The 14,274-nt window shown below is 55.1% G+C and carries 9 protein-coding genes; 7 read left to right on the top strand and 2 right to left on the bottom strand.

Annotated features, from left to right (window positions below; translation table 11 throughout):
• The first annotated feature begins 16 nt into the window (after positions 1 to 16).
• The 3 genes from MKX51_RS20950 to MKX51_RS20940 are packed head-to-tail and all read left to right on the top strand — an operon-like array spanning position 17 to position 4,949.
• Positions 17 to 1,831: a hypothetical protein gene (locus tag MKX51_RS20950; RefSeq protein ID WP_340993692.1), complete on the top strand. Its 1,815-nt coding sequence runs from the start codon at positions 17 to 19 to the stop codon at positions 1,829 to 1,831.
• Between the two features lie 42 nt (positions 1,832 to 1,873).
• The gene (locus MKX51_RS20945; protein ID WP_340993691.1) at positions 1,874 to 3,010 is read left to right on the top strand and encodes a glycoside hydrolase family 88 protein; all 1,137 of its coding nucleotides are present in this window, start codon (positions 1,874 to 1,876) and stop codon (positions 3,008 to 3,010) included.
• Positions 3,011 to 3,023: 13 nt separating this feature from the next.
• Complete coding sequence (locus tag MKX51_RS20940) at positions 3,024 to 4,949, top strand: DUF2264 domain-containing protein (protein ID WP_340993690.1); 1,926 nt, start codon at positions 3,024 to 3,026, stop codon at positions 4,947 to 4,949.
• 433 nt (positions 4,950 to 5,382) lie between these two features.
• On the opposite strand, the gene MKX51_RS20935 is transcribed toward MKX51_RS20940, so the two are convergent.
• Positions 5,383 to 6,972, bottom strand: coding sequence for a response regulator (locus MKX51_RS20935; protein WP_340944469.1), 1,590 nt, complete (start codon positions 6,970 to 6,972; stop codon positions 5,383 to 5,385).
• 60 nt (positions 6,973 to 7,032) lie between these two features.
• The gene (locus MKX51_RS20930; protein WP_340993689.1) at positions 7,033 to 8,841 is read right to left on the bottom strand and encodes a sensor histidine kinase; all 1,809 of its coding nucleotides are present in this window, start codon (positions 8,839 to 8,841) and stop codon (positions 7,033 to 7,035) included.
• A gap of 191 nt (positions 8,842 to 9,032) precedes the next feature.
• On the opposite strand from MKX51_RS20930, the gene MKX51_RS20925 reads away from it, so the two are divergent.
• The 4 genes from MKX51_RS20925 to MKX51_RS20910 all read left to right on the top strand — a co-directional run bounded on the left by MKX51_RS20925 (position 9,033) and on the right by MKX51_RS20910 (position 14,267).
• Positions 9,033 to 10,385 (top strand): ABC transporter substrate-binding protein, encoded by a 1,353-nt coding sequence (locus MKX51_RS20925; RefSeq protein WP_340939284.1) that lies wholly within the window; start codon positions 9,033 to 9,035, stop codon positions 10,383 to 10,385.
• 85 nt (positions 10,386 to 10,470) lie between these two features.
• Complete coding sequence (locus tag MKX51_RS20920; RefSeq protein ID WP_340939286.1) at positions 10,471 to 11,361, top strand: carbohydrate ABC transporter permease; 891 nt, start codon at positions 10,471 to 10,473, stop codon at positions 11,359 to 11,361.
• Between the two features lie 12 nt (positions 11,362 to 11,373).
• Positions 11,374 to 12,198 carry a carbohydrate ABC transporter permease gene (locus MKX51_RS20915; protein ID WP_340939289.1) on the top strand — a complete coding sequence of 275 codons (825 nt, stop codon included), beginning with the start codon at positions 11,374 to 11,376 and terminating at the stop codon, positions 12,196 to 12,198.
• A 65-nt stretch (positions 12,199 to 12,263) separates the two neighbouring features.
• Positions 12,264 to 14,267, top strand: a complete 2,004-nt coding sequence (locus MKX51_RS20910; protein ID WP_340993688.1) for a beta-galactosidase — start codon at positions 12,264 to 12,266, stop codon at positions 14,265 to 14,267.
• Positions 14,268 to 14,274 lie beyond the last annotated feature (7 nt).

The raw sequence follows: 14,274 nt of genomic DNA, 5'->3' as shown, positions 1-14,274 counted from the left end.
GAGAGGGAGCTTGGGCATGAACATACAGGAACTTAAGGCAATCGTAGAGAACATGAAGCCGGCAGATCTCAGCTTATATTATCCGCAAGGAGATTCGGCTGCTTTTTGGAGAGAGGCGGCATCTTCTAAATTTTTGCAGGCCAGTATCAGTGAGATTCGTGCAGAGGCACGGAGGCTGGAAGGGCAGCCTATACCGCTGCTGACGTATCGTTTGTTTACCCTTTTCCGGCAGACGGGGTCGAGACTGGAGTATGAGCGGCCTTATTTTGAACGGAGAAGAAGACTGAATACGTATGTGTTCCTTAGTCTGCTGGAGCCGGAGAACGCAGCAGCTCTGGAGCAGCTTACAGATATTCTATGGGCGATCTGCGATGAGTACACATGGTGTGTTCCCGCTCATCTTCCTGAGAAGCATGAGGCTGCTGAGATCAACCGCCATATCGATCTGTTCTCCTCCGAGACAGGCTTTACCTTAAGCGAATGTCTGCTGCTGCTCGGAGAGCGACTCCCGCTGCTGCTCCGCTCCCGGATACGCAGTGAGGTGGAGAATAGAATCTTCCGGCCATTCCTTGCGCATGGCCCTTATTTCTGGGAGACTTCGACTCACAATTGGGCGGCGGTCTGCGCAGGCTCTGTCGGGGCGGCTGCACTGCTGCTTGTGAAGGACAAGGACATGCTGGCGGAGATTCTGCTGAAGACAGAGAGCAGCATGAATTATTATTTGCAGGGCTTCGGGGCAGACGGGGCCTGCCAGGAAGGGCTGGGCTACTGGAATTACGGGTTCGGCTATTTCACTTATTACAGCGATCTGCTCCGTGCAAGAAGCGGAGGCACGCTGGACTGGTTCAAGCAGGAGAAGGTGGCACAGATCGCCCGCTTCCAGCAGCAATGCTTCATAGACGGCAGCTATGTCGCTAATTTCTCCGATTCCGTGCCCCGGGTGCGGGTGCATATGGGACTCTCCCATTATCTGGCGGACGTCTATCCGGATGTCCTGCGCCCGCCTTCTGCGCTGCGCGCCCCGTTCACAGAGGATCATTGCAGCCGCTTCGCCCCGGCGCTGCGCAATCTGATCTGGACAAGAGCCGGAGAGGAGAAGGAGTCGTGGGAGGCAGGCAGCAGCTATCTGCCCGATGCAGCCTGGCTGGTAGCACGGCATATCTCCGCTGCCGGCGCCTTCGGCTTCGCGGCCAAGGGCGGCCATAACGACGAGCCGCATAATCATAATGACCTGGGCCAATTCATTCTGAGCGGCCGGGGGGAGATCTTCGCGGCCGATCTGGGCAGCGGTGAGTACACGGCGGACTATTTCGGTGCCGGCCGTTACGGCTATGACTGTAACGGGTCGCAGGGCCACAGTGTGCCGATTATTGACGGCCAGTACCAGGGGGCAGGACGGGAGTTCCAGGCAACGGTGCTGTATGCATCGGCAGCGGAGGCGAAGGATGAGCTGATGCTGGAGCTGGCCCGGGCGTACCCGGTAGCCGGACTGCAATCCCTGGTCCGTTCGCTGGTCTGGCACAAGGAGGAGCTGCCCCGTCTGGAGCTGACGGACACTTACCGCTATGACGGAGCTCCGGCAAGCTGGACGGAACGGTTCGTAACGTGGCGCAGACCGGAGGTGCGGGAACCGGGGAGCGTAAGGCTGCCGGGAGCTGCTGAGGGGAACGGCGTTGAGGTAACCTATAATCCGCAGATCGTCCGGCCGGAGATTACCGCACATGTGTACCAGGATCACTATGGCCAGGACAAGGTGTGGCATAGTCTGGACTTTCAGGTTCTCCAGCCCGGGGCGGAAGGCGTATTGTTGTTTACTTTTGAATTTCTGTAGATGACGGCAGGCGTATACCATTCAGATAAAGGCGGGATTCAGATGAGCAGAACCATAGATCAGACATGGGTAGATGAGGCTTGGAGTAAGGCGCTGGAGAAGACGAGAACGAACAGTATCAGCATCGGGGCGGAGTTCCCGCATGCCAGCCAAGGCGGCAAGTATGTACTGGAAGTGCCGAGCTGGTGGACTGCCGGCTTCTGGCCGGGCATGCTCTGGCAGCTCTACGCAGGGAGCGGCGATGAGAGCCTGAAAGCGGTAGCCGAGCGCTGCGAGGAGCGGCTGGATGAGGTGCTGGACGGCTATGTGAAGCTGGACCATGACCTGGGCTTCATGTGGCTGCTGACCAGTGTTGCCAATTACAAGCTGACGGGCAGGGAAGAATCACGGGTTCGCGGGCTGAAGGCCGCCAACTATCTGGCCGCCCGCTTCAACCTGAAGGGCCGCTACATCCGGGCCTGGAATCCCTGGAGAGAAGGCGAGGACAACAGCGGGGTCGCCATCATTGACTGTAGCATGAACACCAGCCTGTTGTTCTGGGCCTCCGAAGTCACGGGAGACCCGCGTTACCGGCATATCGCGGAGGCACATATGGATACGGTGCTGGAGCATTTCATCCGGCCGGACGGCTCCGTCTATCATATTGTCAACTTCAACCCGGAGACGGGCGAAGTGGCAGAGAAGCTGGGCGGACAGGGCTATGCGCCGGAATCGGCCTGGTCGCGCGGCGCGGCTTGGGCACTATACGGGCTGGCGCTGGCCTATCACCATACGGGCAAGCTTAGCTACCTGCATGCGTCCAAGCAGGTTGCGCATTTCTTCCTGACCCGGCTGCCGGAGGATCAGGTGCCGCATTGGGATTTCCGCGCTCCCGGCGATGTTGGCGAGATTCGCGATTCTTCGGCCGGTTCCTGTGCGGCAAGCGGTCTGCTGCTGCTGGCCGGGCTGGTGGAAGAATCAGAGGCTCAAGTCTACCGGAACGGGGCGCTTAGAATCACGGAATCTCTCTACCGCAATTATGGAACTTGGGACAATCCCGCCGAACAGGGGCTGCTGCTTCACGGTACCAGTAACTTTCCTGAGGACCGGAACATCGATGTGCCGCTGATCTACGGGGATTTCTTCTATGTCGAGGCACTGGCCCGGATTAAGGGAGCAGGCCCGTTCTATTGGGAGTAGGAGGAGTATGATCATGACGAACGATAAGAGGACTCCGGTGGTTGGAAATCTGGGGACAGGCGATCCGGCGACGGGCAAGCTGGGGATTCAGAGCAATCCGCTGAAGACCCGGGACGACCTGCTGGCTGCCCTTGAGCAGCTGACAGAGCCGCTTCGGCCGCTCTATAGCAGAGGCAGCGCAAGACTTGAGATCGGGATTACGGGAGCGAGCTATCCGTCAGCCACCGCCGGAATGGAGGGCTTCTCCCGGGTGCTCTGGGGACTAATTCCACTGCTCGCCGGAGGCGGGAACAGTGAGCTATGGGCCACTGTGCTGGACGGCATCCGGCACGGCACCGATCCCGCCCATGAGGAGTATTGGGGCGAGGTGCAGGACTACGACCAGCGGCTGGTGGAGATGGCCGCCTTCGGCTTCGCGCTGGCGGCAGTGCCGGAGCATATCTGGTTGCCGCTTGACAAGCAGGAACAGGAGCATCTATACAACTGGCTGAATCAGATCAATTCCCGTCCCTGCTATGACTGCAACTGGCTGTTCTTCAACGTGCTGGTGAATGTCGGCTTCCGTACGATAGGACGCCCCTATGATGCGATTCAACTGGAGCGGAATCTGGAGCGGATGGATGCCTTTTATCTGGGTGAAGGCTGGTACAGTGACGGTGTTGGCGGACACTGCGATTATTATGGGCCCTTCGCCATCCATTACTATTCGCTGCTGTATGCGAAGCTGATGGAACGGGAAGACCCGGAGCGTTCCCGTCTGTTCAAAGAACGCGCCCGGCTGTTCGCCGCTGAATTCATAGGCTGGTTCGCCCCGGATGGCGCTGCGCTTCCCTATGGCCGCAGTCTGGCGTACCGGTTCGCCCAGTCTGCCTTCTGGAACGCCTTGGCGTATGCAGAGGTGGAGGGCTTCTCTGCCGGTGTGGTCAAAGGCATCGTCCTGCGCAACCTGCGCTGGTGGTTCCGCCAGCCTATCTTCGATGCAGCCGGTGTGCTGACCATCGGATACACGTATCCGAATCTGGTCATGGCGGAGAATTATAATGCGCCCGGCTCGCCTTACTGGGCGCTGAAGACCTTCCTGCCGCTTGCCCTCGGCGCGGAGCATCCGTTCTGGAGAGAACCGGAGCTGCCGCTGCCGGAGCTTCCGGCTGTGACGGTGCAGCATCCGCCGCATCTGGTTCTGGTCCGCGAACCGGCTTCCGGTCATGTAGCCGCCTTCAACAGCGGGCATCTGTCCACCAATGAGCATACCCATACCTCGGCCAAATACGAGAAATTCGTCTATTCCACAGGCTTCGGGTTCAGCGTTCCCCGCTCAGAATGGGGATTGTCGCAGGGTGCCTATGACTCCATGCTGGCGCTAAGTGAAGGCGGGGACAATCTGTACCGCGTTCGGCGGCGGAATCTGGAATCAGAGATCACAGACAACGTCCTGCGGTCCGTCTGGAAGCCTTGGGCTGATGTTGAGGTACGTACATGGGTGGTAGCGGGTCTGCCGTGGCATATCCGGATTCACCGGATCGAGACGGGCCGGGCGCTGGACGTTGCCGAGGGAGGCTTCGCGCTGGGACAAGAGACGGAGCTTGTGCAGCAGCTGGACGAACTGGAGGCGGCGGCAGCGACCCCATGGGGCACAAGCGCCATCAAGGGGCTGATGGGTTATACCAAGGCTCAGCTAATCTCGCCGAATGCCAACACGAACCTGCTTCATCCACGGACCGTGCTGCCTACCCTGACGGCATCGCTGGAGCCTGGAGTTCATTGGCTGGCTTCTGCTGTGTACGGCGACCCTTCATCTGCGCCGCTGACAGACGGGGCAAAGGAACTCGGCCTGATGCTGGAACAGACTCCTGAAGACCTGCTCCAGATCAAGCTTGCCGGAGAGCGGATTACGGTGCTAACCTCCGGCGGGACAGAGCTCAGCATTCCGGTGCAATGAGCAGAAATATGGTGCGAAAACACAGCATTTTGGTCATAGTACAGCAATTTGGTCATAGTACAGCAATTTCGGTCAATAACTCAACATCGGCTCTTTAGTGCCACCTACACAAGCAGGCCAGCAGCTTCTCCTTTGGAGAGGCTGCTGGCCTTTCGAGGCTCGTGGACCAAAATGTATGTTAAAAACCGATCACAATTGGCCTGGATGCGGCGGGTGGGGCAAATGTAATCGAAAAACCAATCACAATTGGCCTGGATGCAGCGCATGGACCAAATGTAATCGAAAAACCGATTACAATTGGCCTGGATGCGGCGAGTGGACCAAAATGTATGTTAAAAACCGAACACAATTGGACCGGGTGCGGCCACAAGCCCCTGCACGCATATGAAGCATCCGGTGCAGGGAGCAGGGCGGGCAGTATGAACAATATCCATTATTCCGTATTGCTGCGGAACTGATTGGGCGTGAGCCCTTTATACTTTTTGAATACCTGGTAGAAGTATTTCGTGTCGTTGTACCCGGACTGCAGAGCGATATCCTCAATCCGCATTCCGGGATCTTTGAATAGCTGGCAGGCATGCTCGATGCGGACCTTATGCAGATAATCGATGAAGCTGATCTTAAGCTGCTGCTTGAACAGCAGGCTTAAATATCCCGGGGTAATATAGATCTCCCTGGCGACGATCTCGCGGTTGATATCCTTCATGAAGTGCTCGCCGATATAGCTCTTGGCCGCTTCGAGCAGCTTGTTGCTGTTCTTCTTGGACGTCAGATGCTCACTGACCCGCTGGGCCGTCTCCAGCAGAGACTGGAACAGATTATCCAGACTGGAGCGGGACAGGACATGGATCAGCTCGGTCAGATTCTGCCCAAAGACTTTATTTACATTGACATTGTTCTCGATACATAATTTATACAGGGCGAAGAACAGGGCGAAGCTCGATTTGATCACCTGGTCCCTGGACACCGTCTCGGGCTGCAGGGCTACGTTGAACAGCGTCAGCTTATCGGCGATGTCTGCGGGGGAACCGCCGCGTACCGCCTTCAGCACCTCCTGCTCCTCATGCAGGGGATAGGAGGATTGAGAGGACTCGGCATCGAATTCTCCGCTGTACTCCACGATTTTAGCGATGCCGGTGTAGTTGGTTGTATTCAAGGCCTGGCAGGCCTCCACGAACGAATGGCGCAGATGCCCGATATTCTTGTCGATACTTCCGATCCCGGCGGACACGGTGAATTTCAGGAAGCTGGCGATATTCTCCTGAATAATCCGGATATAACCGCTTAATTCCTCCTGATCCGGCAGCTCGTCCATATTAAGGATTAGCACAATATCGTCCTGGTGCTCGAAGGCAACGCATAGCACAGCCTCCGGCAGCGACTCCTCGCAAATATTCTTCAGCCCGTACTTCAACAGCTCCGTATCCTCATGCATATACTTCTCATGCAGCAGCTGGAAATTGTCGATCCGCAGCAGAATGATGCCGTACAGCAAATAGGGAAAAACCAGCTGGTTCATCTTCAGATTAGCCAGCAGCCGGGAATACGCAGGACTCTCAGTGAGAATGAGCTGGCTTAACGTCTTCTCCTTCAGCAGGGGCAGACTCTCCCGGAAGCCTTGCCGCAGATGCTCAAGCGTGGTAATCTCCAGCTTCTCGGATTGAATCTGCTCCGTGATGGCCAGAACCGTACTCAGAATCTCCTGACGGCGGCTCGGCTTCAGCAGATAGTTGCTGACCCCGGATCTTATCGCTTGCTGGGCATAGGCGAAATCATCATATCCGCTCATAATGACCGATTTGACGCGGGGGTATTTCTCCGAGACAACCTTGATTAACTCCAGGCCGTCCATTTGCGGCATCCGGATATCCGTTAGCATGATATCGACGGAATAGGTATCCAGGAGTTCAAGTGCCTCCAGGCCGTCTCTGGCTTCGCCTGCAATATGGATGCCGTGCGAATGCCAGTCAATCAGAGTCCTTATGCCTACCCGCGCCCGCTCCTCATCGTCCACAATAATCATATTATACAAGGGACATCCCCTCCGATCTGTATTCGTATTGTTTATTCGCCCCGGCTTCTTTTATTCTTGCATGTCATTTACGATCACCGGAACTACGATCTCCACGCGAGTTCCCTCTCCGGGGACACTGGTATAGTTCAAGGCATAGTCACCTTTATAAAAATGCTTCAGCCGTGCCTGTACATTCTGCACCGCATAGCCGCCGACATCCCGGGCAGTATACACATCTGTCTCGTCAGGCATGGCAAGAATCTTTTGCAGCGTATCACTGCTCATTCCGCCCCCGTTATCCTCAATCACGAACCTCAGCTGATCTCCGGTACGCTGTCCGCTGATGCTTACCCGTCCGCCGCCGCGCTTGCGTTCAATGCCGTGGATCAGCGCGTTCTCAATGAACGGCTGCAGGCTGAGCTTCAGGATGACATAGGCGTACAGCTCCTCAGGAATGTCGATCACATACTCCAGAGATTCCTGGAACCGCATCTTCTGGAGCGACAGATACAGCTCGATCAGCTCTTTTTCCTTGGCTACGCTGGTGAAGCTCTTGCCCTGATTCAGACTTAACCGGAAGAGCCGGGAGAGGTTGATCACCATCTCGCTGATTTTGTCCTGTCCTGCCGCCTCCGCTTCCCAGAAGATCGTGTCGAGCATGTTGTAGAGAAAATGGGGGTTGATCTGCGATTGCAGTGCCTTCAGCTCTGCCTCCTGCTCCTTCAGCTTCAGCAGATAAGCATCGTCCACAAGCGCTTTGATGTTGCCGACCATATTATTGTAGCCCCGGCTCAGCTGGCCGATCTCATCCCAATATTTGATCTCCACCTTCTCCTCGAACTGCCCGTTCTGGAAGCGCCGCATGGACAGCAGCAGCGTCTTGATCGGCGCGGTCAGGAAGGAGGAGAAGAACATCAGCAGAGGAATACTCAGCACCAGGCTGGCTAATACCATCACGAGCACTGCCGATTTGATGGAATTAAGCTCTTGGGTCAGCGAACGCAGTGGAACACTGTACAGAGTGATCCAGCCATCCTCGTTGATGTTGTAATTCAGCAGCGTATCCTTGCCCTCCAGGCTGACGATGGTGTTGCCGGACAGAATGCCGGCCTTGGCCTGCTTCATCACGAAGTCTACGGCTTCGGGGCTGTAGGTCTCTTTGCCTGCCGACAGCAGCTGTGCGCCATGTTCACTCAGAATGAGGATGCCGTGATCCTTGTCATACAGATTCGTCAGATAGGTTCGGCGGATGGTCTCCAGATTAATGCCGACGAATACAAAGCCGATCCGGTTCCCGTTCACAATATCGCGGATAATCCGGGTCATGCCGAGCTTGTCATTGCGGTTGCTCTGAATGAATACATTGTTCTCTTCCGTCAGCGGGAACCAGTAGGAGGCACCGTTTAAGGCAACGGTCTGTTTATAAGTATCATTTGAGGTAATTTTGCTCAAACTATACGCACCGCTGCTGTCATCGGTAGCGACCTGAAACAGCGGCTCGGACAAGCTGCCATACAGAGCCAGATAGTCGAAGCTTCCGGTCACCAGCATCTGGTTCATGATCGACGCGGTGGGTCCGTTATAGAGCTGGTTCTCGATCTTCGCCGAATCCGGGGTATTGCTCCTCAGAGTGTCCTGGACGACTGGAGCGAGGCTGAATACGGTGACCCAGTCGGCTAACGTCTTTTGCATACGGGCGAGATTACTGTCAATCTGCTTGAGCACACTCTGGTTGGAATTGCTCACCTTATTGATAATCTGCTGCTTGGAGATCTTATAGGAGTAAGCGCCCAGCGTGCAGGCCACCCCTGTAATCAGCAGGAAGATCAGTATGGTTATCTTGTATCGCAGGTTCATATTCAAGTAGTAGCGCAGCACAGGATCACTAACCTTTTTGTTTTTTATCTTATGCGTAATGCCGGGTATACACAAGGGAGCTGACGATTGAAGTCGACAATTTTCAACTTTACTCTCTTTTTCTCTACTGACCCTGGCTCTGGTGCTCTGGTACGATGTGTTCAGAAACAAAGAAGGCAACCCACGATCCATAACAATTAGGGGGAAATGACATGGCTATGAATTCAAAATCCACACGTAATATACTGCTGGTTACGGCCCTTGCGGCAGTCTCGGTGCTCAGCGCATGCGGAGGCGGCAATGACAAGAACAATAATGCAGGCAGCGGTACGAACGGCGGCACAGCCGGCTCTGCGGACAAGGAAGTAACGCTGCGTCTGTTCTCGAACCTTCCCGACCGTAAATCGGGCCAGGGTCTGGCAGAGCAAATGGTAATCGACAACTATATCAAAGCGAATCCCAATGTCAAGATCGATATCGAAACCCTCGCCGAGGAGCCGTTCAAAAACAAGCTGAAGGCGTACATGGCCTCCAACGAAGCGCTGGATGTGACCATGGTTCACGGCGGAGCAGAGCTGAATACGCTGGTACAAGCCGGCTATGTGAAAGAGCTGAACCCTGCGGAATACGAAGGAGATACTTACAAATTCCTGCCGGGCGTGTACAAATCATTCACCTTTAACGACAAGCTCTACGGCTTGCCCCGCAACAGTGACTATGAAGTGATCTATTATAACAAAAAGCTGTTCGATGACAACGGCATCAAGATTCCTTCCACCTATGCCGAGCTGCTGGAAGCGGGCAAGCAGTTCCGCGCCAAAGGCATTGAGCCGATGTCGATGAACGGTAAGGACCTGTGGAGCTTCGCGGCCTTCTTCCAGGATCTTGTCGTACGCCTCACCGGCGATCAGAACCTGATGCTGGATGCGGTAGCGAAGAAGAAGAATTTCACTGGCGATGAGAACTTCACGAAGGCTGCTGAGCTGCTGGCCCAGGCCAGAGACACCAAGCTGTTCCAGGAATCGTTCATGACAGCAGATTACGGCGCATCGCAGAACCTGTTCACTCAGGGCCGTGCAGCCATGTGGTACATGGGCTCGTGGGAAGCAGGGATGGCAACGAATGACAAGCTGCCGGAAGACTTCCGCAACAATGTGAATGTACTGAAATTCCCGGTTGTCGAAGGCGGCAAAGGCAAGGACACCGATCTTCTGGCCTGGAACGGCGGCGGATACTCGCTGGTCAGCAGCTCGAAGCATCCTGAAGAAGCCAAGAAGTTCTTCGACTATATGATGTCCGCCGATCAATGGGCCAAGATTGTGTGGGATACCGGAGCAGCTGTACCGGCACAGAAGTATGAGCTGTCCGGCAAAGAGAGCGAGCTGCAGAAACAATTGACCGAGGTTCTGACCGGTGCAACAAGCACAGCGGGCTCCATCGCCCTCGACTCCGGCACGCCTAAGTTCAAGGATGATGCACAGAATGCCTTCGGCAAGTTCTTCGCCGGCGGATCAACGCCGCAGCAGCTGCTGGCCGATCTTCAGAAGGCTGCGGAAACACAATAACAGATCACCACTATAGAGAGTGAAAGGAGACGGGGCGGGAGGCATTCTTGCCCCTCTCTAATCTTAAGGATGGAGTTGGAGTTCCATGCAAAAAGTATTCAACAACAAAATGGCAATCTTTCTGTTCGTCTTTCCGGGGATTCTCCTGTTCGCCCTAACCTTTCTTGTACCGATTGTACTCAGCGCCTATTACTCGTTCAGAGACACTTTGTCTCCAGGAACGCCCTCGGCATTCATCGGATTCGCCAACTATACAGAGCTGCTGTTTCACGATTCACGGTTCTGGCTGGCGCTTAGAAATGCCGTGTTGCTCGGTTTGGGCTTTATCCTGATCCAACATCCGATTGCCATCTTTTTTGCCATTATGCTGGACCGTCTGGGCGGGAAAGCAGAGAAGTGGTTTAGAACGATTTTCTTCATCCCATGCGTAATATCTGTAGTCGTCATCTCGAAAATGTGGCTGTCCCTGCTGGACCCGACCTTCGGGGCCTTCAACAAAATGCTGGATTCTCTGGGACTCGGCTTCCTTAAGCACGCTTGGCTGGGGGATAGCAGCACCGCGCTGATCTCCATGCTGTTCATCCTGATCTGGGCCGGCTTCGGCTGGGGATTGCTGTTCTATTATGCAGGACTCAAAGGCATTCCCGATGATATGTATGAAGCCGCTTCACTGGACGGAGCCTCCGGCTTCCGATTGCACTGGCGGATTACCGTTCCGCTGCTGTCACCGGTTATTACGGTGCAGATTACTTTGGCTATGATTACCGCCTTGAAACAGATGGAAACGGTGTTCCTGACCACCAACGGCGGTCCCGGCGATTCCACCCAATTCCTGGCCGTGTATCTCTATAACAAGGCGTTCTCGGCAAGCCAATATGGTTATGCCAACGCCATCTCGATTCTGTTCATCATTGTCTGCCTGCTTGCCACCTATCTCAGCAACAAACTGACCCGCAGTGATGCGACGGAATTCTAAGGAGGACTCACCATGACAAAAAGTACAAAAACCATACTATGGGTGTTCTTCCTGATCGTCGCCCTGGTCCAGCTGTTCCCGCTCATCTGGCTGGTAGATTTCTCATTCCTCAGCAGCAATGAGTTCTACTCCTCCAGCGTCCTGAAATGGCCGAGTGACCCCCAATGGCAGAACTACATTAACGCCTGGGTAGACGGCAAATTCCTGCGCTACTTCATTAACAGTGCCTTCGTGACCTCAGTAACTATTCTGTTAACGGTGATTCTGTCCCTTACCCTCGGCTATGCCTTCACCCGTATGCAGTGGAAGCTGCGCCCTGTCTTCTTCACCATTATCCTGCTGGGGATTATGATTCCGATTCATGCGACCCTGCTGCCTAACTTCGCCATCTTCAAGGCGCTGGGCTTGACGAATTCCTATCTGGGGCTGATTCTGCCATACACCGCAGTGTCTGTGCCGCTGGGGACCTTCATCCTGACCGGCTTCATGAGGAGCATTCCAAAAGCAATGGAAGAGTCCGCGGTAGTAGACGGCGCGAACATTTACCGGATTGTCTTCCAGATCATCGCGCCGCTTACCGCGCCTGCGCTGGTGACGGTTATCGTTACAACGTTCCTGAACTGCTGGAATGAATTCATTATGGCATCGACCTTCCTCAGCAAGGATGCGCTGAAGACGCTGCCCTTCTCGGTCATGAACTTCGCCGGCCAGTATTCCTCAGACTACGGCTCACAATTTGCGGTCATGGTGCTGACATCGATCCCGGCCATTGTTATCTATGCCATCTTCAACGAACAGATTACCAAGGGCGTGACAGCGGGCGCGGTAAAAGGCTAAACTTATCGTGTAAAATGCTATCAAAACTCTTAGCGTATGCTATCAAAACTTTCAGGAGGACTATAATGGATCACTTGTTATACGGCGTTGCTTATTATGATGAATACATGCCTTATGACCGTCTTGCGCAGGACATCCAAATGATGAAGGATGCGGGCATTAATACCGTCCGGATTGCCGAATCCACCTGGAGCACACATGAGCCGCAGAACGGGGTATTCGACTTCTCCTCTGTACGTAGAGTGCTGGATGCGATGCATGAGGCCGGAATTCATGTCATTGTAGGAACACCTACCTATGCGGTTCCGGCCTGGATGGTCAAGGAGCACCCGGAGGTGCTGGCGGTCACCGTGAACGGGGAAGGCAAATATGGTGCCAGACAGATTATGGATATCACCAGTCCGGCGTATCTGTTCTACTCGGAGCGTATCATCCGCAAGCTGATGGCTGTGGTACATAAGCATCCGGCGGTGATCGGCTACCAGATCGATAATGAGACCAAGCATTATGAGACGGTCGGGCCGAACGTCCAGCTTAGATTCGTCAAATACATGAGGGAGACTTATGGAACGCTCGAAGCCATCAACCACCAGTTCGGTCTGGATTACTGGAGTAACCGGATCGACAGCTGGGAGGACTTCCCGTCCATGGTTGGGACGATTAACGGCAGTCTGGGGGCGGAATTCGCCCGGTTCCAGCGGGGGCTGGTGAATGAGTTCCTGGCGTGGCAGGTCGGAATTGTGAATGAGTATAAGCAGCCGGGGCAGTTCACCACGCATAACTTCGATTTCGAGTGGCGGGGCCATTCCTTCGGTGTTCAGCCTTCGGTGGATCATTTTGCGGCTTCGCAGCCTTTTGACATTGCCGGTACAGATATTTATCATCCCTCCCAGGACCAGCTGACCGGTGCCGAGATTGCCTTCGGGGGAGATCTGATCCGCTCGCTGAAGCAGGATAATTACTTCGTGCTGGAGACGCAGGCACAGGCGTTCCCGGAGTGGACGCCGTATCCCGGCCAGCTGCGGCAGCTGGCATTCAGCCATCTGGGCTCAGGTGCTTCGATGGTCGCTTACTGGCATTGGCATTCGATTCATAACTCCTTCGAGACCTACTGGAAGGGGCTGCTCAGCCATGACTTCCTGCCTAACCCGGTATATAAGGAAGCTATGACTATCGGCGCGGACTTCAAGCGGTTAAGCGACCAGCTGATCGGACTGAAGAAGACCAGTAAGGTGGCTGTTATGGTCAGCAATGAGGCGCTGTCGGCGATCGACTGGTTCAAGCTTCCCGGCGGTCTCAACTACAACGATGTGGTCCGCTGGATGTACGATGAATTATATAAAATGAACATCGCCTGCGATTTCATCCAGCCGGGCAGCCCGCGCCTAAGCGAGTATGAGCTGGTCGTGGTTCCTGCGTTATACGCCGTCTCCGATGAAGCGCTGCAGCAGTTGAATGACTACGTCCGCAGCGGCGGCCATGTAGTCTATTCCTTCAAGAGCGGGTTCACCGATGAACAGGTGAAGGTTCGTCATACCGCACAACCCGGGATCATTCATGAGGCCTGCGGGATTGCTTACAGTCATTTTGCCACACCGAATGCGGTTACGGGACTTACCGGCAAGCTGTTCCCTGAGGGAGCCGAAGCAGGCGTTCACACCGTCCGCACCTGGATGGAGATGATTGTTCCCGGTTCAGCGGAGGTGCTGGCCAGCTATGATCATCCCCAGTGGGGCGAATATGCGGCGGTCACCAGAAATACCTTCGGCGAAGGAACAGCCACCTACATCGGCTGCATGACCGGACCTGCCGCACTTGCGGAGATCCTGCGCGATACGCTCCAAACGGCCGGATTATGGGGAGCGGACCAGCAGCTGTCGTTCCCGCTCATCGTGAAGTCCGGTGTGAACCGCCAGGGAAGCACCATCCGCTACTACTATAACTACTCAGCCCAGCCGCTCAGCTTCCAATATCCGCGTGAGGCCGGTCAGGAGCTGTTGTCCGGCAATGCGGTGGCGCAGGATGAAGAACTGACGCTTGATGCTTGGGGCGTTATGATTATTAGTTAACTAATAG

The organism is Paenibacillus sp. FSL M7-0420 (assembly GCF_038002345.1).
Taxonomy (GTDB): domain Bacteria; phylum Bacillota; class Bacilli; order Paenibacillales; family Paenibacillaceae; genus Paenibacillus_AQ.
Note: the sequence above shows the minus strand (reverse complement) of the source record. Positions and strands in the feature narration are given on the sequence as shown.

Coding starts and splice junctions, on each gene's coding strand:
- MKX51_RS20950 (WP_340993692.1), top strand. CDS start 17: ATGAACATACAGGAACTTAAGGCAATCGTAGAGAACATGAAGCCGGCA.
- MKX51_RS20945 (WP_340993691.1), top strand. CDS start 1,874: ATGAGCAGAACCATAGATCAGACATGGGTAGATGAGGCTTGGAGTAAG.
- MKX51_RS20940 (WP_340993690.1), top strand. CDS start 3,024: ATGACGAACGATAAGAGGACTCCGGTGGTTGGAAATCTGGGGACAGGC.
- MKX51_RS20935 (WP_340944469.1), bottom strand. CDS start 6,972: ATGATTATTGTGGACGATGAGGAGCGGGCGCGGGTAGGCATAAGGACT.
- MKX51_RS20925 (WP_340939284.1), top strand. CDS start 9,033: ATGGCTATGAATTCAAAATCCACACGTAATATACTGCTGGTTACGGCC.
- MKX51_RS20920 (WP_340939286.1), top strand. CDS start 10,471: ATGCAAAAAGTATTCAACAACAAAATGGCAATCTTTCTGTTCGTCTTT.
- MKX51_RS20915 (WP_340939289.1), top strand. CDS start 11,374: ATGACAAAAAGTACAAAAACCATACTATGGGTGTTCTTCCTGATCGTC.
- MKX51_RS20910 (WP_340993688.1), top strand. CDS start 12,264: ATGGATCACTTGTTATACGGCGTTGCTTATTATGATGAATACATGCCT.